Raw genomic sequence first — 20,988 nt, 5'->3', positions numbered from 1 at the left:
AGTTTTCGGTGGCGGCCGAGCGCCGCAACCTTGGCCAACCACTGTGCGGCGTAAATTGCAAAGGCGCGGTACGCGAACTAACAGAAGTCCTACATTACGGCTGCCCCGATCCTTCACCGTTGCATCCTTGCCGCCATGTGGCCCGGCACGCGACAGGCGCGGCAACGAACATGCCAACGTGGGAAGATGTACGCTTTCGCCACCACTCATTCAAGCAAAGGGAACCAATGACAGCGCAAACTGAAACCGCCATCCTCGCCGGCGGCTGCTTCTGGGGCATGGAAGAATTGCTGCGGCGCATACCCGGTGTGCTTTCAACACGCGTCGGCTACACCGGCGGCGATGTGGCCAACGCCACCTACCGCAACCATGGCACCCACGCCGAAGCACTTGAACTGGTGTTCGATCCGGGCCAGATCAGCTATCGCCAGATCCTCGAGTTTTTCTTCCAGATCCACGACCCGAGCACGCCGAATCGCCAGGGTAATGATCGGGGCATGAGCTATCGCTCCGCCATCTATTATCTCGATGATGCGCAAAAGCGCATGGCCGAGCAGACCATCGCCGACGTCGATGCCTCCGGTCTCTGGCCAGGCAAGGCTGTCACCGAAATCGCGGCGGCGGGACCATTCTGGGAGGCCGAGCCGGAACACCAGGACTATCTGGAACGCAATCCGAATGGATATACCTGCCATTTTATCCGGCCGGACTGGAAGCTGCCGGTCCGACCGGCGTCGACTGCACAGGAATGAGATTCTTGTGTCGGTGCTTCGATTGCGCCCCGGAGCATGAACCACGGCGCCGCCGGGCGTGAAACTTCCTTACCAGAAGGACAAGATCACCGTAGGTAGCCCCGGGGGCGCATTGGCTTGCGTCACACCTTCTCTCAGCGGGCGTAAATCGCGTAATTATCTAGATAGTAGGTATCGCCCGTATAGCTGTTCGGATTGATCAGCAAGACCAACCGGTTGACGGCGGTATCCGCCGTCGCGCCGTCAAGCCGATCGTCGAGCAGGAACTTCAGGCGCTGCCAGCCGTTCTGCGCCACTGTGCGGGTGCTATAGCGCGAGTGGCGCCCCGTCGGGAAGTTGCTGGCCGTGGCAGTACTTCCATTCTCCATTTGAAGCAGCATGGGGGTACCCACCGGGGCCGTGCTGTACACATCGAGATAGACCGCCTGCTCGCCACGGATATATGGCCCAGCGTCAGGAATCTGGTTGGTGGAGGCAGAAATAAGGTCGTACTGGGTGGCAGCACTGCGTACGTATCGGGCCACGCTCGCCGAACCGTTGAGGCTATCCGGCGCGGGATTGGTAGCAGTTTGATTGAGCGTACCGGTAACGCTGACATAACTGAGCTTGCGATTGGCTTCGAAATCGTCCAGCATCACCGACTGGCGCAACACCGGTGACACCGTCACCGGCAGGCTCTTGGTAAAGGAGCCGCAACTATTGGTCACGACCACCGACACGTTACCCCCAGCGGTTCCCCAGTTGACGGTCAAGGATTTGCCGCTCGATGTCTGTCCGGTTGGAGAAGACCAGGCATAGCTGGACCCCGTGCCTGCCTCGTCCACGACAGTATAGGTAGCGGCGCTGTTCGGTTCCACAATGTGCGCTCCGCTCAGGGACGGCTGGGCGCCGTCATAGACGCGGACGTAGTCGACCTGCAGGGTTTGCGGTAGCGCGGCATCGTTCACCTGACCGCCGAGATTGCCCCCCACCGCCAGGTTGAGGATGAGGTAGTACTTGTAGTTTTCAAACGTCCAATCCGCCCCGTTAGCCATGTCCGAAGGAGTCTTGGTGGCGTACAGGAGATCGTCGACGTACCAGCTGATCTTGTAAGGCGTCCATACCACCGAGTAGGTGTGAAAGGCATCCGCCCAGCTGTCGGGCTGCTTGTAGATCGAACTGCTCAGTTGCTGGCGATTCGCGTTCGACGATCCATAATGAATGGTTCCAAGGGCGAACATGTTTTTTTGCCCGGTCGATTCCTGGATGTCGATCTCGCCACTGGCAGGCCAGGCAATGGTCGTATTTGCTGGCAACATCCAGAATGCCGGCCACATACCGCTGCCTTTGGGCGTTTTCATGCGTGCTTCGAAGCGGCCATGGGTCCATTGCCCGCTGGCTGGCTTGTTCAAGGTGCGCAAACGAGCAGAAGTGTAAGCCTTGGCGCCGACACGCTGTTTCTTTGCTGTGATGGTAAGAATCCCGTTGGAGACAGTTGCATTGGCTGTCTGGTAAGACTGCAGTTCACTGTTCCCCCAGCCGCAGATGCCATAGCTGCACCCGTCCCCGTTCTGGAATTCCCATTTGCTGGTGTCTACTGCCGAGCCATTGAATTCGTCCGCAAATCGCGGGGTAGCGCTAGGGCACTGCTGGGCCGTTGCGGCTCCGGCCGTTACCGCCAGAACGGTGGCTGCCACGATGTGTGCAGTGCTGACTCCTCGGGTGTTCCAGTACATTGCAGGTCTCCTTGTCTTATGTAACGCGATGAGTCCCGCTGGTCGGGACTCTCATTAACCACGATCACATCGGCAAGAATGGCAACCGGCGCTTTGGAAACGATTCCAACGATGTTGGAACCATATTGTTTTAGATGTCAATATTAGTCAAGCTGCATAGCACAATCCTGTCCAGAATCGGCTGGCCATCCCGCTGAAATCTCACCTCCGGCAAGGTCAACCAGTGTCGTCAGGCATTGATCTTGCGCTACCAGGTCTTCCTTTGGTCTCTTCTTAGCGCTGTTCCTGGTGCTCCCCATCGCGCCCGGCCGCAGCGGCGTCTTCGAGCTGGGCGCGCCAGCGCGGCCTGGTGCCGGCGCTGCCTTCGGGGGCGGGCCAGCCTTCGCGCTGGCGGCTGCGATCGCCGTCTTCGGCTTCGGTCTGGTCGTGGAATAGCTGGACGCTGGTTTCGTACGGCAAGTCGATGCGGGCTTCCTGCAAGGCTTCCTTGATCGACCGGATTACCTGGGCGTGCACCAGCACGACATCGGAACGGCGGCTGTGCGTCCACCAGCGCACGCGGATCGTGACCCAGCTGGCGGCCATGTCCCAGGGCAGCGCCTCGGGCGCAGGATCGGTGGATACTTCGGCCAGTTCGCCGACGGCGCGGCGAATTACGTCGCAGGCGCGCCCGATGTCGTCGGCGTAGCCGATGCCCACGTCGTACTGGCTACGGCGCTGCTCATGCGCGGTCTTGACGATGACGGCATTGGTGTAGATGTCGCTATTGGGGACGACGACGCGCTGGCCGTCATAGGTACGGATGATCGTCGCGCGCGTCTCGATGCGCTCGACGGTGCCCTCGAACCCATTGACCTCGATCTGGTCGTCGATGTTGAAAGGCTGGCGCAGCAGGATCAGCAGCCCGGCGAGCCAGTTTTGCAAGATATCCTTGAAGGCAAAGCCGATTGCTACCGAACTCACCCCCAGGCCGGCGACCAGGTCGCCTGGCTTAAGGCTCGGAATCACGATCGTCGCACCGAGCAAGATGCCCAGTCCGACCACCAGGTACATGATGAAGCCGCCGAGTACGTCACCCAGATTGTCGCGGCTGCGGCTGCGCGCGCGTTTCATGATCAAGCGCCGCAACAGCACGCCGATTCCGTAGAAAACAAGAATCACCACCAGGGCGACGGCGATATTGGGCAACAGGCGGATGCCGCCGTCGATCCAGTTGTTGATGCGCACGAGTGCGGCACTGAAGTCGAGATTGAAGCTGCCACTGGCGTCGCCGATTGCTGCGACGTTGTTGGCCGTCTCTGCGGGTGCGTCTGCCATGTTGCTCTCCAGGTTATGCAGTGGTGTCAGGTGCCGATCTTGGCCGCGTCCACGCTGCCGATCGCTTGTGTTTCGATCGCGCCGGCTTCGGCAATGGCTAGCTTGCCACGCGTGGTCAGGTCGCTAATAAAATGGAACTGGTCGCGCATGTCGAACGGGTAGGCTTTGAGCTGGTAGTGCGTGCCCAGCGGCGTTTCAGCCAGCATCACCAGCACCGGCCTGGCGTATTCAAGGTAGGCACTGGTCATTGCCACATCGCGCAGCGCACAGCGCACGCGCGCAGCGTCATGGTCGGGGCGCAGGTAAAACGAAGCGACGCACATCAGCGTGCGCGCGCCATCATTCGAGTTTGCAATATTGCTTTCCCATAGCTTCCCGTGCGGAATATGGACGATGTCGTCTGCAGGCGTGCAGATTTCGAGCGCGCGCATGCCGACCGCGCGCACCTCGCCGTAATCGTCGCCGATGCGCACCCAGTCGCCTGGCCGGTAAGGGCGCTCGAAGATCGCCACCACGCCGGCGATCACGCTGCTGGCGTAATCCTTGAAGGCAAAACCGATCGCCACGCCAAGGGCGCCAGAGATCACGAGGAAATTTTGCAGCGTGATGTTGAAGATGATCGGGATGACCCACAGGATCGCCAGCACCAGCATCAATAGCCGGATGATCGGCACCCCGCCCAGCAGGAACAGGCGCATCCGGCTCGGGCCGCGTTCGGCCAGATACGGCAACAAGGTGCGCGCTATGAGCACCACCAGCCAGGTTCCGGCCAGGATCAGCCCGATCTTCGTGAAGCTAATATCTTGCAAGTCATTGAGTAGCTTGCTGGCCTTCTTGGCTCCTTCGCCTGCGGTAGCCATCAACTCACTCCCAGGGGAAAGCCGGCCGCTTCCAGGGCGCGCCGGATGGCCGGATAGGCGGTCGGACGCACGCTGAAATTGCCGCGATCGCAGCACAGTTGGCGCGAATCGACCAGTGCCTGCAATACGCTGGCTTCGCCAGTGGCGGGCAGTACGGCATCGAGTTCGCTTGCACTCAAGCCGCCGTGGGTCAGGATGGCGTGCAGCGTCAGCAAGGCGCGCTCTTCATGCCCTGAAGGCAGCGGAAATTCGTCGGTGTCGACCACCCACACCGTGCGCTGGTCATCGGTGACAGTGCTCGCAGCCTTGTCCGACAAGGCAGCGTCGTCGGTGCGCACTTGCAGGCTGGCGCGCCACAGATGCCAGGCGACCCAGGGGATACCGCCGCTGCGCGCGGCCAGCAGCCGCAGCCAGTTGTTGCAAGGTTCGCCCTCGTCGTCGCAGGCCAGCACGTCTTCGCCGTTGCGCGCGAGGCGAAAGGTGGTAGCCGGGCCATCGTCGACAGCCAATTCGGCAAACCATGCGCGCAGGCGCGCCGCATCGAAGGGTGCAAAGGTCCGGGGACGGGGAAGCACCAGGCTCGCATCGGCAGCCTTGGCCAGATAAGCCCATGCCCAGGCGTCGCAGCCGATCAGGCAGCGCCGCTGGCTGGCCGCAAGACGCGCCAGCAGGGTCCGCACCATTGTCAGTCCATTGCGCTGACGCAAGAACCAGCGCTCCAGCTGCGGAATCACGAGCAGCCCTTCGCCGATGCTGTCCACGCTCTCGGTCGCGGCCATTCCATCGGAATGGATCAGGTCGTCGCGCTCCGGTGCAGGCAGCAGCATGTGATTCTGTGAACGCGCCCAGCTTTCGATGCTACCGCTGCGGTCGCACGCTGGCACGACGATCAGCTGCACCCTCGGCGATGCCATGGCGCCAGCGGCCCAGTTGTCCAGGTTACAGTGCAGCGTCCGCAGTATCGGCCCGCAGTCGGGCGGATCGGCGATGTCATCGAGAACCGGGACCGGCGTGCGCACCAGTGCGCCGCTGGGCAGCAGCGGGTGGTCGTGATCGTCTTTCGCGCCGAAGCGGCGCTGCACCCGCTTCAGCAGGGCACGAAACGCCTGTTCGGTTGGCATTGCCGGCGGCGCGTAGTCGGCCAGCGGGATAAGCTCGATTGGATCCACGGTTTCCCACGAATGTAGTTGGGCGAAGGTCCAAGCGTGTGATCTTCGGACTCTGCGGCGCAGTGCATGTGGTCATTATAGTATGGATGAATTTCTTTTCGAATACGCTTGACGGCCCCTGTACACGGATCGCGAGCGCGGCTTTCCCAAGCCAACAGATCAGGGACATATCGCCGCGAGATCAGGGACCGGACGCGTCATGCACCAGTGACTGGGGCCGAGCATGGCCGGCGGCCGGCTCGGACCTCGGCACGGCTGGTATAGCGAAACGACAGCGGTTTCCTATAATGGACTTGGGCACGTTGCCCGGACTTGTCAGCAAAGGAGACGGTCATGACACGCAAATTCATTGATTGCCGAGAATTCCCCAGCGATACACATTGCTCTGTTGCGCTCTCGGCCGACACCGAAGAAGAGTTACTGCAAGCAGCAGTCGACCATGCGGTATCGGTCCACCACCACGACGATTCGCCAGAACTGCGCCAGCAACTGCGCCAGATGTTCAAGGATGGCATGCCGCCTGAGCATCTCCCGACAGGCGGACAGGCGCCAGGAACAGGTATCGGCGCCCCCACGTCGCATTGAGCGCGGCAGCCATTATCCTGTGCCCGTGTTGGCCCGTGTCCAGCCACACCGGGCACTCCCTCACTGCTTTTGCCCGGGGAATGTCCCGGGATTGGCCTGGCTTTCGCTGATTGTTTTCGGCTCGATCCGGTATGCGGCGTTGGCCCAGCCTTCTGGCTCCGGTACACTCGAGCGTCCACCGACCACCAGGAGCACGACGTCATGATGGGCAGCCTCCCCGACCAGTATCACGCCGTCGTCATTGGCGCTTCCGGGTCGATCGGCGCCGCCCTGCTCGAGCTGCTCGACAATTCGCCGCGCTGCGCGTCGGTGCGCGGCCTGCACCGCCATTCGACGCCGCGGCTGGACTTCGCTGACGAAAAAAGCATCGCCGAGGCGGCGCGCAGCCTTGCCGCCGGCCCACGCCTGCATCTCGTTATCAATGCGGCGGGCCTGCTGCACAGCGACGCCTTCATGCCTGAAAAACGGCTCGCCGACCTGAACTACGCGCAGATGCAGGCGACCTTCCAGGCCAATGCCTTCGGCCCTGCGCTGGTGATGCGCCATTTCGCCGGTCTGCTCGATAGCGAGCGCGCCATCATGGCCATGCTGTCGGCCAAGGTGGGCAGTATTGGCGACAACCGGCTCGGCGGCTGGTATAGCTACCGCGCGTCCAAGGCCGCCCTCAACATGCTGGTCAGGACCGCCGCTATCGAAGTGGCGCGCAGCCAGAACAACAGCGTGCTGGTAGCGCTGCATCCTGGCACCGTCAGCTCGCGCCTGTCGCGACCGTTTCGGGGCGACACTGTCGGTCGCCCGGCGCACGACGCCGCGGCCGACATGCTTGCCGTGCTCGATACCCTGACACCGGCCGATAGCGGCGCGTTCCGTTCTTATAATGGGGCAGAATTGCCCTGGTAGCCTACACAGTCATCCGCCCTCACCGAACGCATCATTTGCCACCCCTGACCACGAAGAGATCCATGACATCCATGATGCGCATTTCCAGCCGCGGCGCCACGGCTCGCCACCCCGCCTGGCTCGCCCGTTTCGTCGCCCTGCTCTCGCTTGCCATGCTGCCCCTGGCCAGCCAGGCTGTCGAGGAACCCGCCTACACCACGGTGCGCAGCTTCCCGAGCTTCGAGATTCGCCAATATGCTGGCTACACCGTCGCCGAAGTCATCGTCGACGAGACCGCGGACGATGCAGGCAAGCGCGCCTTTCCTATCCTGGCGGGCTATATCTTTGGCAAGAACAAGGGTGAGCGCAAGCTGGCCATGACCGCGCCGGTGACCCAGACCCCGGTGCCGGTCAAGATGGAGATGACCGCACCGGTGACCCAGAGCGCCACCCAGGGCGGCATGCTGGTCCAGTTCGTGCTGCCAGCTGACATCACGATGGACAATGCCCCGGAACCGCTCGATCCGCGCGTCATGCTACGCGCGGTGCCGCCCAAGCGCGTGGCGGTGATTCGCTACTCGGGCTTCTGGTCGGATGCCAACTACAACAAGCATCTGCGCGAACTGCAGGACGGCTTGCGCGCAGCCGGGATTGCCTGGAAGGGTGAGCCGGTACTGTCGCGCTACGATGGCCCCATGACGCCCTGGTTCATGCGCCGCAACGAGATCTGGCTGAACGTCGACTGATCGGCACGCAGCCGCGCCATGTATAACGCAACCATCTGAACCGTCTGGTCAGCCGCTGATGCGCCGCATGACGAATTCCGCTCGTGGCCGGGCGTCCCTTTCCAAACGGTAGCGCAATTCCTTGCCGTCCTCGCTGAAGCTGACGGTCCAGACATTGGTTTGCGCTCCCGGTACCATTACAGCGGTCGCGGCATCGGCCAGGAAGGCTTGCGCGCGGGCCGTACCGCCTGGCTTGGCCATGCCACCGTACATGGTCACGGCATGGGCGCTGCCGTCCGGATGACGGTGGTCATGCCGTAATTCCAGCCCCGCAGCGGGTCGTGTAAACACCCAGGTACGCGAACGGTCTTGGCCGACCATGACCGGCAGCCGCACGCTGCCCGGCGCGCAGACCACCTCGGTCGAAATCTTTTTGCCGCGAAACTCACTGTCGGGGTCAATCGCGTAAGCCAACCCGCCTTCGAAGCGTTGGCCGCACATGCCTTGCAAGGTAGACATGAATGCGTCGCGCGAATCGACCGGCGGGGGCGTGGCGCAACCGGCAAGCAGCAGCGTTGCAATGATCAAGGGGCAAGAGCGCATATTCTCGGGTATCAAGTGGTTAAAGAGCTAGCCTAGCATGCCGCGCTGCAGCCGCGGGTGCCGGTGATACACCGTAAGCGCTTGCTCTTACCGGTTCATCAGCTCGTTCTCGCCGCAATATTGAACCGCTTTTCTTGTGACTTAATCGGGTCACCGCTGGATTCTTCACGGTTTATGGCTTAAATTCTAATACAAGAACGGTACAAACCCACCCCCCAAGGAGCTCACAATGAAAAAACTGTTACTCGGCGCCGCGATGGCATTCTCTCTTTCCGCCGCAAACGCCGCCGACATCGTCGACACCGCCAAGTCGGCTGGCAGCTTCACTACCCTGATCGCGGTCGTCCAGGCGGCGGGTCTGGTCGATACTCTCAAGGGCCCCGGCCCGTTCACGGTCTTCGCACCGACGGATGCAGCCTTTGCCAAGATTCCAAAGGCGAAACTGGACGCCCTCTTGAAAGACAAGGCGGCACTGACCAAGGTCCTGACTTACCACGTGGTGCCTGGCAAGGTAATGGCCGCCAGCGTCAAGCCTGGTGCCGTTGCGACGGTCGAGGGCAGCAAGCTGACCGTCAGCATGAAGGGCAAGGACGTCATGGTCGACAAGGCCAAGGTCGTCAAGACCGACGTGCAGGCCGATAATGGCGTTATCCATGTCATCGACTCGGTGGTCATGCCGAACTAAGCAGACTTAACGATACAACGCCACCCACGGGTGGCGTTTTTTACGTCGGTCGCTGCCACTGCGCAAGCCTTTGGCGGCAGCGCGCGCACGGCACGACGGTGTTGGTGCGCCGGGGTTCTGGAACCGAGGCTATACTCGGGTTTAGCCTGGTCGACCAGCGCCCGGCCCTGTCAAGGGGCTGGATAGGGGGCGATCGCGGTTCCTTCGCGGAACGCCGTTCCAGCTGCCGACGCCTGGCGCCGCGGCGGAACGCACATACAACAATGCAACATTCTGACAGGGGGTAGCATGCCAACGACCTGGATTCTCTCGGCCAACGCAGGCCGCGCACGATTCTTCGCGGAGTCTGATCCGGCCAAGCCTTTGCAGGAAATCAAAGACATGATCAGTTCGGGAGCGCAGATGCGCACCCAGGATACCGAGACCGATAAACTTGGCCCCACCGCCGCGGCGGGCAGTCGCCACAGCATCGGCGGCCACGAGGGCGCCGGCATGGCCCACAATGCCAAGGCCGGGGCGCCAAACAAGCTGTACCAGCCTGCGCAAACGCCGGCCCAGCACCAGGCCGAACTGTTTGCCAGAGATGTCTCCGATTACCTGCTGAAAGCACACCAGGACGGCAGCTATCAACAATTGATCATTGCCGCCTCGCCCGAATTCCTGGGAACCTTGCGCCAACATATGGACGCGCAGGTAAAAGGCTTGATCAAGTCCGAGTTCAACAAGGACTATACGCATTCCAACGCGCAGGAACTGCGCGAGCACTTGCACACACAGGCGGCGAAGGCTGAATAATCGCTAGCGCCCCGTCAGCCAGCGCCAACCGATGCGGTTGGCGTTTTTGTTGCTTGTCCGGACGAGCCGGTGCAGATCTGGTTGCGTCCGCCCTGCTTGGCCTGGTACAGCATCGCGTCCGCCTGCAAAAATAACTCATTCTCGCTTTTGTACTCGGGATAGGATGCAACCCCGCCGCTGAAGGAGAAATGGCGCAGCTCGCCGGTGCCGACCTCGAACGCAATGGCGCCGAAGGCCTGGCGCATGGCATCGAGCTTCGCTTGCCCCTGTTCGAGCGTGCAATCCCAGAACACGACCACGAATTCTTCACCGCCGAAACGGCTGAGCAGGTCCGACTCGCCGACCTGTGATGCCAGCGTCAACGACAGGCGCTTGATCACGATGTCGCCGAAATAATGGCCCCAAGTATCATTGATGGTCTTGAACTTGTCGATGTCAATGACGCCGAACGCCAGCGGGCGCGACTCCAGTCCCGCGCGCCGGATCAGTTCCTGCGCCTTCTTCTGCAAGCCGACCTTGTTGAGCAGGCCGGTGGCGCGATCCTTGCCAATCAGATCGCGGCTGATACGGATCTTGCTGGCCCGGTTGATCAGCTGCGCCGCCAGCAGGCCCGCATCGCCCATCGGTATGATCGCATCGAAACCGCTGGCCAGCGCACGCCGCGTCAGCACCGGGTCCGGCTGCATCTGCAACAGGGCGATTTCGCGTACCGGGTCTGCCTCCATGTTCTTCCTGAGTACCCGCACCAGCGACTCGGTACGCGTGAATTCGGCGTCCGTGATGAGCACGATATCGGGCTGCAGCTCCTTGACCCGCAAATGCAGGGTCTGGGCATCCAGGTGCTGGGTCACTTCGATGCGCTCGCACAGCAACTGCGCCGGATCCAGGTCACCGAGCTCGCCCAGGTAAACCAGGCGGATCATGTCGCCGCGCTTTTGCTGGACAAACAGGTTGAACAGCTTGTCGACCAGGACGTCGTTGGCGATCGGCTTCTCGGCATAGGCCAGGCAATTGCTGTCCACCAGGCGCTGCTGCAGCAGGAAGCGACTCCCCTGGCGCGCACTCTGCAGGTAGACATAGTTCTGTTCGCTCGGCAGACGCTGCAGCAGTTCACCCAGCATCAGGGTCTTGCGGCTGTCCTGCATGTCTGCCTGCATGGTATGCAGGGCATCCAGGTCAATGACGTGCAGGCCCTTGCACTGGTCGCTTTCAACCGCGGCGACAAAACTGCTGACTTCGCTGAAGAAAAGAATGTCGAAATCGTATTTGTGCGCGCACAGGAGCAACTCGGACCGATTGTCCTTGATGAAAAAGTTCTGAGACAAGAACAATACCTTGTTCTTGTAAAGCGGCACGTCGATCGTCATGTCTTGTCAGCTTTCATTCATCGCTCATTATTCGCCGCGAGTTGTCATCGCCGCGCGCGAACACGCACCTGCTGTACCAGCAGTCCGGGTGTTCTATTTAACGTAACGCAATCATGCACTATTAACATGCACTCAGGGAATTCTCCTGATGAATTTTGCATAACAAAGCTGGTTCTGTTGCCGCGTACCACGCAGATTCACCTGATGTTCCGGTTTCACAACACTCTTTCTGTTGCGCCGGTGACACGCTGTACTGTAGCAGCCGAGCCGGTGGTTTCCCCGGCAAGGAATCGAATAAAGCGGCGGTATAATCGGGCACCGGTCCGACGCCGCCTTCGGATGGCGCCTTTACTTTTGAGACAGCATTTGTCAGAAAAGTCTGATCCGACATTGGCGGCACATTTCCTCCCGTTCCTGCTCCTGCCCCTGCTCGCGCTCGCGTCTTCCAGTCCGAGCCAGGCTGCTGCCGCGCCATTGCCAGCGAACCGCGCCGAAGCATTGACCAGCCTGGTCAATGCCTACCGCAAGGCACCCGGCACCTGCGGCGGCCGCGCCGTCGCCCCGGTGGATGCACTCACCACGCCCCCGGCACTGGCGCGCGTGCGCATCGGGCCTGCTACCTTTATCGAGGCAGCCCTGGAACGCGCCGGCTACGCCGCCGACCATGCCGAGACCGTCAGCGTCACCGGCCCACAGACTGCGGCCGATGCCATGACGGTGTTACAGGAAAAATACTGCAAGACGCTGCTGAACCCCCGCTTCTCGGCGGTCGGCAGCTATCGCGAGGGCAATACCTGGACGGTCCTGCTCGCCCGTCCGTCGCCACCGCTACCCTCTGCCCTGTATCCAGACTGGCGCGACGCCGGCCAGGCGATCCTGGCCCGGGTCAATGCGGCGCGTGCCAGCAAACGCACCTGCGGCACCCAGGCCTACCCGCCCTCGGCGCCGCTGCGTTGGGACCCGGAGCTGGGGCAAGCGGCCCTGGCACACAGCCGCGACATGGCGGCGCTGCGCTATTTCAGCCACCAGGCCAAGGATGGCAGTACCGCCGCCGAACGGGCCCGGCGCGCCGGCTACCAGTGGCAGCGCGTGGGCGAGAACATTGCGTTCGGCCAGCGCACACCAGAAGAAGTCGTCGCCGGCTGGCTCGATAGCCCCGGCCATTGCGCCAACATCATGAACCCCGGATTCACCGAGATGGGCGCCGCCTACGGCATGGCCAGCGAGCATCGCGCCGGACTCATCTATTGGACCCAGGTGTTCGGGCGCCGCCGCTAAAGCGGCAACGCCAGGCGCTGGTCTTCGCCCATGGTTTGTCCCTGTGGCAGCAGCTGCCGTGCAGCCCTGGCCGCGCGATTCGGATAGACTTTCCATGAACGCAGCAAGGGCGCGGCCTTTTTTCCGTGCACCGGCGCTCACTCCTCCCCTTGCGGGGCACACTCTCTTTTTCGCCTGGCGCGACAGCCACCATGCCTCCTGAGCTCGGCCTCGTCTGCATCACCTCGTCGAAAGACGTCCGCTACCGCACGGTCACCCGCAAGCGACTGCTCGAGCAGTCCGACGAAGGGCAGCGCCGCATCCTCGAAGACATTTACCGCGACAATATCCAGACCTTTGACAAGGCATTGGCCTATTGCCTGGCCGAAAAAATCGGGCTGTACCGCATTCCGTCGTCGATCTTCCCCTTCGCCGATGAAGACATCGGCCGCGCCGTGCTGGCTCCGTTTGCCACCACCCTGGGGCGCTCCGGCCGGCGCGCGCTTGATCTCGGCATCCGGCTGGTGATGCACCCCGACCAATTCGTGGTGCTCAGCTCGGATTCGGAGGGCGTCGTGGCCAACAGTATCAAGATCCTGCAGATGCATGCCGAGATCATGGACCTGCTCGAACAGCCGCGCTCGCCGTGGGCGCTGTTAGAGGTGCATGGGGGCAAGGGCCAACGCGCAGATGCGCTGGTCGAACGCATTGCGCTGCTACCCGACGGCATTCGCTGCCGCCTCGGGCTGGAAAACGACGAATACGCCTACGGCGCCGACGAAATTCACGACATCTGCATGCGCTCTAGCGTGCCGATGGTGTTCGATGCCCACCACCATATCGTGCATGCGAAGCTGTCGAGCTACGAAGACCCCAGCGTCGGCGCCATGCTGCGCAAGGCGCGCGCAACCTGGGCCAATCCGGCCCACCAGCTGGTACATATCTCGAATGGGCGCGAAAGCTTCAACGACCGCCAGCATTCCGATCTCATCTCTGTCATGCCTTCGTCCTACCTTGCCGCGCCGTATATCGAGATCGAGGCCAAGCTCAAAGAAGAAGCGATCCGCGGCCTGCGCGCCTGGTCGATGGGCACACCCGCCTAGCCTGGCGCGATCCGATCGAGCCAGGGCAGCATGGCCGCGAGCAACTGCGCGGGCGCCTCGATCGGCAGCATATGGCCGCTATCTTCGATTACGACATAGTCGGCTCCCGGAATGCCGGCGTGGAGCTCGTCGGACTCGGCGCGGCTGCGCAGCCGATCCTGCCCGGCCGCGATCACCAGGGTCGGGCAGCCGATCTCGTGCAGCCGATCGCGGTCGCCCGCGCGCTCCAGTGCCGACTGGCGCCGGAATACCTCGCCGCCCAGGCCCATGCCCATCGCGCGCACGCGCTCGATCATGGCCAGGTTGTCGCGCTGTTTCGGGTGCAGCGAGGTGGCAATCGCCGTGCGGCTCAATCCCGAGAATGACACCGACGCTGCGGCCTTGCCGACCGTGGCGCGGCTATGCCGCAGCGCGGGCGAGTCGGGCCGGGTCGAGGTGGCAATCAGGACCAGGGCCCGCACGCGCCCGGGGGCCAGGCGCACGATCTCGCGGGCGACATAGCCGCCCAGCGAAAAGCCGACCAGAATGAAACTGGGTGCGGCGCTGGCCAGCGCCCGGGCGGCCATGCCTTCGATGGTGGCATCATGACGCAAATCGGCGTGCGCCAGCGGCCCGAACTTGCCGAGTCCCTGGCTGACGTCGTCCCAGAGCGTCTCGTCGAGCATATAGCCGGGAACAAGGAGGAGTGACATCGCGCCATGATAGCAAAGCGCGCGTTCCGGCCAGCCTGGCAATGCCTCAGGTATTGCGCGACTGGGCCTGCGAGACGTTGCTGCCCGGCGGCACGCTTTGCGTCAGCCAGACATTGCCGCCGATGGTAGATCCGGCCCCCACCGTGATGCGGCCAAGGATGGTGGCACCGGCATAGATGACGACGTCGTCCTCGACGATCGGGTGGCGCGGTGCCCCCTTGACCAGTGCGCCGCTGGCGTCCACCGGAAAACGCTTAGCGCCCAGCGTCACCGCCTGATACAGGCGCACGCGCTCGCCGAGGATGGCGGTTTCGCCGATGACGACGCCGGTGCCATGGTCGATAAAGAAGCTGCCGCCAATGGTTGCTGCCGGATGGATGTCGATGCCGGTGAGCGAATGCGCGATGTCGGCAACCAGGCGCGCCAGAAACGGCACGCCGAGGCGGTGCAGGCAGTGCGCCAGCCGGTGGTACAAGACCGCGATGGTGCCGGGGTAGCACAGCATGATCTCGGCCACCGAACTGGCAGCCGGATCGCCTCCCAGGGCGGCTTGTACGTCTGACACCAGCAGCGCGCGGATCGCCGGCAGGCTGCGCGCGAACTCGTGCGTGATGGCGCGCGCGCGCTGCGCCAGCACCGGCTCCTGGTCTTCTGCGAACTGCGGCGAAAAGCGCAGCGCCCGCCGCACTTGTTCGACCAGCCGGTCGAGGGTCACGTTAAGCGTGTCGCCTACAAAATAATCGATGCTCTCGTCGTTCAGGTCAGGCCGTCCGTAATGGGTAGGAAACAGCGCCGCCGACACGCCATTGACTACCTGCGTCAAGACCTCGCGCGAGGGCAGTTCGCGGACGCGTCCCTGGTGGCGAATGTTGTGGGTCGACTCGCGCGAGGTGCGCAGTGCGTCGATGATAGGACCGAGCTGCCATTGCACGGAGCCGGTGGAATGTGGAAAGTCGTTATTCATCCAGCGAGCCTACCCGATCTGGCGCCGCATGGGAACGATGCGAATCACACTTGGGTAGATGAACGCCGCACGGCCAGCTGCCGTGCGGCCCGGATCGGCATCGATGACTACCATGTCTACTCGACCATTCTGGGAACACCGTCATGCACACTGCCTTACTTGCCTTACTTGCCCCGCTGGCCCTGCTGATCGCGGTCCAGGCCCAGCCTGCCGCCGCCGCACCCGCCGCTACCCAGCCGCTTGCCACCATCGCCACGCTCGACGCCAAGCGCTACATGGGAACCTGGTACGAAATCGCCAAATTCCCGAACAGCTTCCAGAAAAAATGCATTGGATTCACGACCGCCACCTATCGCGCGCGCGACGACGGCCGGATCGACGTCATCAACCGCTGCCGCCTAGCGGACGGCAACGACAATGTCGCCAGCGGCGTCGCGCGCCAGCCCGAGGGGCCGGCCTCGCCAAAGCTGGAAGTGCGCTTCGCACCTGCCATTCTGTCGTTTCTGCCGATGGTCTGGGGCGACTACTGGGTGATCGACCTCGACGCCGACTACCAGCTGGCGGCGGTCAGCGAACCCCAGCGCGACTACCTGTGGATCCTGGCGCGCACGCCCAAGGTCGACCCGGCATCCTACAATGCCCTGCTCGGCCGACTGCAAGCACAGGGCCTGGACCTGAACCGGCTCGAGCTCACCAAGCAGGCGCAATAAGCGCGTGAATGGTCGCCCCCCTTCGTTCCGGGTACTACCGCCGGGTTGCCGCTTGTGATAGAATGCGAGCCCTTGGCCTGGTAGCTCAGTTGGTAGAGCAGAGGATTGAAAATCCTTGTGTCGGTGGTTCGATTCCGCCCCGGGCCACCAAGAAATTATCTTGCAAGACGCCAACCCTCACCGGTTGGCGTTGTTGTTTGTGGAACAGAAATTCTTCGTGTCCGGTCTATTTCCGGCGCGTCTTGCACCAGTTCCTAAAACGGCCGAATCGTCTTGGCGTGCGTTGCGCCCAGCTTCTAACGCTTCAGCCACGACTTCAAATGACTAGATCGTTCAAAAAACGTCCGTAGGTCGCCGTCCCTTCCCACTGAGCAAGGAATGTCGTTTCAGGATTCATATCCTCGTGTTCAATCAATTTCGGGCTCAGCAACCGATCTCAGCTCTTTTGCAATCCCCGAGGACGCAGCTTAAGGTAACCGTTGGCATTGCCGCATCAGTACCACCCAAGCCCTGGGTGTGCCGTTGTAGAACCGCCACCTCATGCAGATGACCGTTATGGTTCAGCGTCAAGGTTTCTTTTGAATACCAAAAAATGCACACGTGCGGCCTGAATAATTTTGACTTTAAGAAATTGTGCATGCGAGAATCATTTATTCGGCACGGGCAGGCATTTCGCATTAAAACCCTCTTCCGCCCTTTGCAGCAGACGGCATTAACGATTCACCAATATCAAAGAAGTACATAAATGAAAAAAAAGCATTTTGCAGCACTCATGCTCTTCTCCTTCGCTGCAAATGCACAGGCCCAGTCGAGCATGAGTATTTACGGCTTGGTCGACCTTGGCTTAGCCAAGACCTCTGGCAAGACGTTAATCGTGCGTGAAAACCATGCATCACGTCTCGGCATTCGCGGGGTCGAAAACCTTGGCGGGGGCTTGTCGGCGGTATTCAATCTCGAAATCGAAATTTTGGCCGACACTGGTGCGCATAAGGGTGCACTGTTCGAGCGCCAAGCCAACGTTGGAGTACGAGGCGGATTCGGTACCGCGTACCTCGGGCGTACCAAAAACCTGGTTGATAGCGCACAAAACCGGGTCGAACCGTTCGCCACCGACGGCGTCGTTGGCAAGGTCAATGAAGCGATGATGCGAGGTGGCGTCGGCGTCTCGCGCGTCAGCAATTCGCTGACCTATGTAAGCCCTTCGCTCAGCGGCCTGGTAATAAGCGCACAAGCGGTGGCAAGCGAAGTGACGGGCGCTCACAGTGGTTTCGGCGTGCTGGCAACCTACGATAACGGCCCGATCAGCATGCACGCTGGTTACGAGAGCACAGTGCAGACCATGGCGACGCTGGTCGAGCCGACACTGTGGGTTGTGGGTGGCGGTTACAAGATTGGTCCGGCGAAAGTGACCGCAGCGTACTCAAAGGGCGACACCGGAGTCGGCACTACCGGCACTTTCAACAGCTACCTGGTGGGCTTGGTCTATACCATCGGTCAGGGCGATGCGAAAGCCGGGTACGGCAATCAGACGCAGAGCAACAGCCGGGTCAGCAACCTCAATACAGTCAAGGAATTGGGCATCGGTTATGATTATCACCTGTCAAAACGCACCGACTTATATGCCTATGCCGGACGCGAGCGCGTCAAGTCTCTGACGTCAATTCAGCTTGGCTTGTCCCACAAGTTTTAACGCGCAAGACGGGTGGAGTCGGTGCCCAGCCGGCTCGAGCGCGATTACGACTAGATTATCCGGCACTCAAGGTGTATCTCAGGCTGCCCTGTCACAGTACACGGCGGCCTTCCCAAGAAAATTCATGTCTTAAAAAGATGTCGTTGTCGCGAGCTTAGTACGAAAACTTCTTGACAGCCTGGTTTTTCAAAAAAAGACTGTATCTTATACAGCTATTGCTTCATGGGGCGTATCGCGCGCAGCTGTCATCATTTCGAAGATTTCTGCCGCTGATATGGGCTTGCTAAAATGATACCCCTGCATCTCATCACATTCGTTATCACATAAGAAACCGAGCTGCTGCTCGGTTTCGACGCCTTCGGCTACGATTTTCAAATTCAAACGGTGACCGAGGGCAATGACAGCCATTGCAATGGCGTTGTCATCTTTATCTCCCGGCAACCCTTTTACAAACGATCGGTCGATCTTTAACCGTGCAACAGGAAAGTGCTTAAGCGAGCTCAGGCTTGAGTAACCCGTTCCGAAGTCATCAATAGAGAGCTGGACACCTATTGCATTAAGCTCGTTCATGGTTACAACGGCCCGCTCGACATTATCCATAATAAGGCTTTCAGTAATCTCCAACTCGAGATACCGCGGTTCCATTTTGGTACTTTCCAGTACTGATTTCACACAGGCGACAAAGTCTTTTTCTCGGAACTGCCGTGGTGACACGTTAACGGACATTTTGATAGGAGCCAGCCCCGCATCCTGCCAAGCCTTGTTCTGTTGGCACGCCGTGTGTAGAACCCATGCTCCAATCTGAACGATCATGCCGGTTTCTTCCGCCATAGGTATGAATTCCACCGGAGGAATGAGACCGCGTTCCGGATGCTTCCATCGAATGAGCGTTTCGACGCCAACTATTTCCTTGGACCGGAGATCGACCTGAGGCTGGTATACAAGAACGAATTCGTCGCCTTTCAGTGCCTTTACAAGGCCTTCCTTCAGGAAAATTCGCTCCTGCATTTTGCGGTTCATCTCATGTGTATAGAACTGGAAATTATTTCTCCCGAGGTCTTTTGCTTGATACATAGCCGCGTCTGCGTTCTTGAGCAACGTATTGACGTCTTCGCCATCGCCTGGATAGTTGGCGATCCCCATGCTTGGAGTAATTTGCAGGATTTGCGCTCCAATGTGCATTGGCTCTGCAATTTTATCCCGCATCCTGACGATAGTGCCCGTAACCGGTTCATTTTGATCCGGCTGGTCAAACAGGATAATGACGAATTCATCGCCCCCAAGTCGGACCACCGTATCGGTTCCACGAACTGATCGCTGCAATCGATCAGCAACTTGCCGAAGCAACTCGTCGCCCGTATCATGACCCAAGCTATCGTTAATATGCTTGAAATTGTCGAGATCGATAAAAACAACTGTGACGTATCGATCATATCGCTTCGCATGCGAAATAGCCTGCTCGAGCCTATCGTTTAGCAAGGCACGATTAGGCAAGCCAGTCAGAACATCGTGATGTGCCAGATGCATTAGACGCTGTTGCGACTGCATTAATGCACGAAGCGGCAAATATTTTAACGTAAGCGCTACCAGCAGCCCAAGTATTGCTCCGCCGAGCAGCGCCCACATGGTCTTTGCCAGAAGTGGCTGGATCGATTGTTCGACTTTGTAATAACCCACCAGAGTTGTCGAATCGTATAGCTCCTTTTCATGATCGATAACGGGCCATGGGAGTGGCTTCTGCGAACTGCGCACAATTGGATTGCGACCGAGGTCCAGAACGGCGTACCTGATGAACGACGCATCCGCCGCAGCGTTCTCCTCGACCAGCGCCATGAGCTTATGCTCTTCGAAGCGCCACATTACCGGGTTCTTATTGATGGCTTTCGTCACCAGCGATCCGTAGATCGTGCTTAGCGTTCTGACTGAGCCTGTCACATCTTTGTACTGAGCGGCAAAATAAATCGACGGTATCGAAATCGTCACCAAAACTGCGACGCTATATGCCACAGCGGCAATAAGTTTGGTCAGTCGTGAATCACTCTTATCCGGCTTCATTTGCTCGACGCGGAAGCCAGGTTTCCATTACTCATTATAATTTTCGATCCTGCGGTCGAATTAATATATTTAACGAATTTTTGCGCAATAGAAGGGGCATTCTTGTTCACTATAAGGTAAATCGATTTCATATGCGGATATTGAATGTTTACCAGATTTAACTTATTAGGCTCTATTCCATTTACCTTTAGCACCTTGACCCGCCTTTCTTCGCAGGCTATCAATGCCAGCGCCGATGTTCCAATTGAACCAGGAATTCGCTCCAGCTCATCAGCTGCGTCGGTATCTGTAATAGCGATATTTTTACCCTCACGCTGATGCGCTGACTGAATCGCCTGATCGAGCTCAGCGGACATCTTTCGTACAGTATCGGTATCAATATCACTGATCGGCCTTAGCACAGGGCGAACGGTCGTGCCGTCTGACCATGTCTTTGTTTTGCCGGCGTACATTGCAGCGACCTGGCCTAGTGTCATATTGCTTGCAGGAGTTTTTGAGTGAACAGCGAATACAAAGGGTGTTCTAGCAATTTCCTGACTCAACAAACCGTTAAGTATTTCAGATTCGGTTAGGGGCCGGGAACTTACACTTACAGTAAGCCTGCCGGCCATCAGGGCTTTGATCCCTCCCCCGCTACCAAGACTCTGAAGAACTTTGACCTGGATTTCTGGATTGGCTTTTTCAAAGCCGTCCGCTAGCTTCTGCATGGTGCACAGCGCTGAGCCTGTTCCACCGACCAGGAGTTGTTTCGACTCATCAGCGGCATGGACTCCGATCGAAACAAGCCCTGATACGGCTCCCACAATCAGGGTGACATACATTTTTTTCAATGATCGGATAGATAAGCGTGGCATGGCTGCATCCTAAAATAGCGTTGTTGTCTGCAGTTGCAGAGTCCTGGTTTGACGGTCAGAACGGGAGCGTTGACTTGGCGAGCTTTAACCGCAGCAGGACTGACGCTATCAATCTGGCAACATACCCTGCCTACCTGCTGGGAAACCTTGGAGAAATGGGCAACCTGAAGTCATTATTTCGCTAACCGATAATAAGTTGCTTATGTGAAAT

At 59.9% G+C, this 20,988-nt stretch carries 20 protein-coding genes and 1 tRNA gene; 11 read left to right on the top strand and 10 right to left on the bottom strand.

The features are described from left to right. Window positions 1–227 precede the first annotated feature (227 nt). Window positions 228–752: a peptide-methionine (S)-S-oxide reductase MsrA gene (msrA, locus tag NRS07_RS03880; protein WP_259211344.1), complete on the top strand. Its 525-nt coding sequence runs from the start codon at window positions 228–230 to the stop codon at window positions 750–752. A gap of 134 nt (window positions 753–886) precedes the next feature. Here the strand turns inward: msrA and NRS07_RS03875 are convergent, their stop codons facing one another. The 4 genes from NRS07_RS03875 to NRS07_RS03860 form a co-directional block, all read right to left on the bottom strand. Continuing rightward, window positions 887–2,467, bottom strand: coding sequence for a family 16 glycosylhydrolase (locus tag NRS07_RS03875; RefSeq protein WP_259211343.1), 1,581 nt, complete (start codon window positions 2,465–2,467; stop codon window positions 887–889). A gap of 273 nt (window positions 2,468–2,740) precedes the next feature. After that, a complete protein-coding gene (locus NRS07_RS03870; protein ID WP_259211342.1) occupies window positions 2,741–3,784 on the bottom strand; it encodes a mechanosensitive ion channel family protein in 1,044 nt (347 codons plus the stop codon). A 26-nt stretch (window positions 3,785–3,810) separates the two neighbouring features. Continuing rightward, window positions 3,811–4,644, bottom strand: coding sequence for a mechanosensitive ion channel family protein (locus tag NRS07_RS03865; RefSeq protein WP_259211340.1), 834 nt, complete (start codon window positions 4,642–4,644; stop codon window positions 3,811–3,813). Next, the gene (locus tag NRS07_RS03860) at window positions 4,644–5,813 is read right to left on the bottom strand and encodes a hypothetical protein (RefSeq protein ID WP_259211339.1); all 1,170 of its coding nucleotides are present in this window, start codon (window positions 5,811–5,813) and stop codon (window positions 4,644–4,646) included. Before NRS07_RS03860 ends, NRS07_RS03865 begins: the two co-directional genes overlap by 1 nt. A 333-nt stretch (window positions 5,814–6,146) precedes the next feature. On the opposite strand from NRS07_RS03860, the gene NRS07_RS03855 reads away from it, so the two are divergent. From NRS07_RS03855 to NRS07_RS03845, 3 genes are all read left to right on the top strand, one after another. After that, window positions 6,147–6,398: a DUF1059 domain-containing protein gene (locus NRS07_RS03855; RefSeq protein ID WP_259211338.1), complete on the top strand. Its 252-nt coding sequence runs from the start codon at window positions 6,147–6,149 to the stop codon at window positions 6,396–6,398. Between the two features lie 204 nt (window positions 6,399–6,602). Further along, entirely contained in the window at window positions 6,603–7,298 is a 696-nt protein-coding gene (locus NRS07_RS03850) for an SDR family oxidoreductase (protein WP_259213460.1), read from the top strand. 62 nt (window positions 7,299–7,360) lie between these two features. After that, a complete protein-coding gene (locus NRS07_RS03845; RefSeq protein WP_259211336.1) occupies window positions 7,361–8,023 on the top strand; it encodes a heme-binding protein in 663 nt (220 codons plus the stop codon). Window positions 8,024–8,071: 48 nt separating this feature from the next. On the opposite strand, the gene NRS07_RS03840 is transcribed toward NRS07_RS03845, so the two are convergent. Then, window positions 8,072–8,590, bottom strand: coding sequence for a hypothetical protein (locus NRS07_RS03840; RefSeq protein ID WP_259211335.1), 519 nt, complete (start codon window positions 8,588–8,590; stop codon window positions 8,072–8,074). Window positions 8,591–8,834: 244 nt separating this feature from the next. Between NRS07_RS03840 and NRS07_RS03835 the strand changes: the two genes are divergently transcribed. Both NRS07_RS03835 and NRS07_RS03830 read left to right on the top strand, forming a co-directional pair. Next, a complete protein-coding gene (locus tag NRS07_RS03835; RefSeq protein WP_259211334.1) occupies window positions 8,835–9,290 on the top strand; it encodes a fasciclin domain-containing protein in 456 nt (151 codons plus the stop codon). Window positions 9,291–9,578: 288 nt separating this feature from the next. Next, a complete protein-coding gene (locus tag NRS07_RS03830; protein WP_259211333.1) occupies window positions 9,579–10,085 on the top strand; it encodes a host attachment protein in 507 nt (168 codons plus the stop codon). Between the two features lie 14 nt (window positions 10,086–10,099). Here NRS07_RS03830 and NRS07_RS03825 read toward each other — a convergent pair whose 3' ends face one another. Then, entirely contained in the window at window positions 10,100–11,452 is a 1,353-nt protein-coding gene (locus tag NRS07_RS03825) for a GGDEF domain-containing protein (protein WP_259211332.1), read from the bottom strand. Between the two features lie 390 nt (window positions 11,453–11,842). On the opposite strand from NRS07_RS03825, the gene NRS07_RS03820 reads away from it, so the two are divergent. After that, window positions 11,843–12,730 (top strand): CAP domain-containing protein, encoded by an 888-nt coding sequence (locus NRS07_RS03820; RefSeq protein WP_259211331.1) that lies wholly within the window; start codon window positions 11,843–11,845, stop codon window positions 12,728–12,730. A gap of 191 nt (window positions 12,731–12,921) precedes the next feature. After that, window positions 12,922–13,812 (top strand): UV damage endonuclease UvsE, encoded by an 891-nt coding sequence (locus NRS07_RS03815; protein WP_259211330.1) that lies wholly within the window; start codon window positions 12,922–12,924, stop codon window positions 13,810–13,812. On the opposite strand, the gene NRS07_RS03810 is transcribed toward NRS07_RS03815, so the two are convergent. Both NRS07_RS03810 and epsC read right to left on the bottom strand, forming a co-directional pair. Next, window positions 13,809–14,504: an alpha/beta fold hydrolase gene (locus NRS07_RS03810; protein WP_259211329.1), complete on the bottom strand. Its 696-nt coding sequence runs from the start codon at window positions 14,502–14,504 to the stop codon at window positions 13,809–13,811. The genes NRS07_RS03815 and NRS07_RS03810 overlap by 4 nt on opposite strands. 46 nt (window positions 14,505–14,550) lie before the next feature. Further along, window positions 14,551–15,468, bottom strand: a complete 918-nt coding sequence (gene epsC / locus NRS07_RS03805) for a serine O-acetyltransferase EpsC (RefSeq protein WP_259211327.1) — start codon at window positions 15,466–15,468, stop codon at window positions 14,551–14,553. A gap of 143 nt (window positions 15,469–15,611) precedes the next feature. On the opposite strand from epsC, the gene NRS07_RS03800 reads away from it, so the two are divergent. The 3 genes from NRS07_RS03800 to NRS07_RS03790 all read left to right on the top strand — a co-directional run bounded on the left by NRS07_RS03800 (window position 15,612) and on the right by NRS07_RS03790 (window position 17,868). Next, window positions 15,612–16,178, top strand: coding sequence for a lipocalin family protein (locus NRS07_RS03800; protein ID WP_259211326.1), 567 nt, complete (start codon window positions 15,612–15,614; stop codon window positions 16,176–16,178). Window positions 16,179–16,252: 74 nt separating this feature from the next. Then, window positions 16,253–16,328, top strand: a tRNA-Phe gene (locus NRS07_RS03795). 595 nt (window positions 16,329–16,923) lie between these two features. Further along, a complete protein-coding gene (locus tag NRS07_RS03790; RefSeq protein ID WP_259211325.1) occupies window positions 16,924–17,868 on the top strand; it encodes a porin in 945 nt (314 codons plus the stop codon). A gap of 204 nt (window positions 17,869–18,072) precedes the next feature. Here NRS07_RS03790 and NRS07_RS03785 read toward each other — a convergent pair whose 3' ends face one another. Further along, complete coding sequence (locus NRS07_RS03785) at window positions 18,073–19,923, bottom strand: bifunctional diguanylate cyclase/phosphodiesterase (protein ID WP_259211323.1); 1,851 nt, start codon at window positions 19,921–19,923, stop codon at window positions 18,073–18,075. Next, on the bottom strand, window positions 19,920–20,777 hold the full coding sequence (locus tag NRS07_RS03780; protein ID WP_259211322.1) for a PstS family phosphate ABC transporter substrate-binding protein: 858 nt from the start codon (window positions 20,775–20,777) through the stop codon (window positions 19,920–19,922). Before NRS07_RS03780 ends, NRS07_RS03785 begins: the two co-directional genes overlap by 4 nt. Window positions 20,778–20,988: the final 211 nt, after the last annotated feature.

This window comes from Massilia sp. H6 (assembly GCF_024802625.1).
Lineage (GTDB): Bacteria > Pseudomonadota > Gammaproteobacteria > Burkholderiales > Burkholderiaceae_D > Telluria.
Note: the sequence above shows the minus strand (reverse complement) of the source record. Positions and strands in the feature narration are given on the sequence as shown.

Coding starts and splice junctions, on each gene's coding strand:
- NRS07_RS03800 (WP_259211326.1), top strand. CDS start 15,612: ATGCACACTGCCTTACTTGCCTTACTTGCCCCGCTGGCCCTGCTGATC.
- NRS07_RS03815 (WP_259211330.1), top strand. CDS start 12,922: ATGCCTCCTGAGCTCGGCCTCGTCTGCATCACCTCGTCGAAAGACGTC.
- NRS07_RS03850 (WP_259213460.1), top strand. CDS start 6,603: ATGGGCAGCCTCCCCGACCAGTATCACGCCGTCGTCATTGGCGCTTCC.
- NRS07_RS03785 (WP_259211323.1), bottom strand. CDS start 19,923: ATGAAGCCGGATAAGAGTGATTCACGACTGACCAAACTTATTGCCGCT.
- NRS07_RS03790 (WP_259211325.1), top strand. CDS start 16,924: ATGAAAAAAAAGCATTTTGCAGCACTCATGCTCTTCTCCTTCGCTGCA.
- NRS07_RS03825 (WP_259211332.1), bottom strand. CDS start 11,452: ATGACGATCGACGTGCCGCTTTACAAGAACAAGGTATTGTTCTTGTCT.
- NRS07_RS03855 (WP_259211338.1), top strand. CDS start 6,147: ATGACACGCAAATTCATTGATTGCCGAGAATTCCCCAGCGATACACAT.
- NRS07_RS03780 (WP_259211322.1), bottom strand. CDS start 20,777: ATGCCACGCTTATCTATCCGATCATTGAAAAAAATGTATGTCACCCTG.
- NRS07_RS03810 (WP_259211329.1), bottom strand. CDS start 14,504: ATGTCACTCCTCCTTGTTCCCGGCTATATGCTCGACGAGACGCTCTGG.
- NRS07_RS03835 (WP_259211334.1), top strand. CDS start 8,835: ATGAAAAAACTGTTACTCGGCGCCGCGATGGCATTCTCTCTTTCCGCC.
- msrA (WP_259211344.1), top strand. CDS start 228: ATGACAGCGCAAACTGAAACCGCCATCCTCGCCGGCGGCTGCTTCTGG.
- NRS07_RS03875 (WP_259211343.1), bottom strand. CDS start 2,467: ATGTACTGGAACACCCGAGGAGTCAGCACTGCACACATCGTGGCAGCC.
- NRS07_RS03830 (WP_259211333.1), top strand. CDS start 9,579: ATGCCAACGACCTGGATTCTCTCGGCCAACGCAGGCCGCGCACGATTC.
- NRS07_RS03870 (WP_259211342.1), bottom strand. CDS start 3,784: ATGGCAGACGCACCCGCAGAGACGGCCAACAACGTCGCAGCAATCGGC.
- epsC (WP_259211327.1), bottom strand. CDS start 15,468: ATGAATAACGACTTTCCACATTCCACCGGCTCCGTGCAATGGCAGCTC.
- NRS07_RS03845 (WP_259211336.1), top strand. CDS start 7,361: ATGACATCCATGATGCGCATTTCCAGCCGCGGCGCCACGGCTCGCCAC.
- NRS07_RS03865 (WP_259211340.1), bottom strand. CDS start 4,644: ATGGCTACCGCAGGCGAAGGAGCCAAGAAGGCCAGCAAGCTACTCAAT.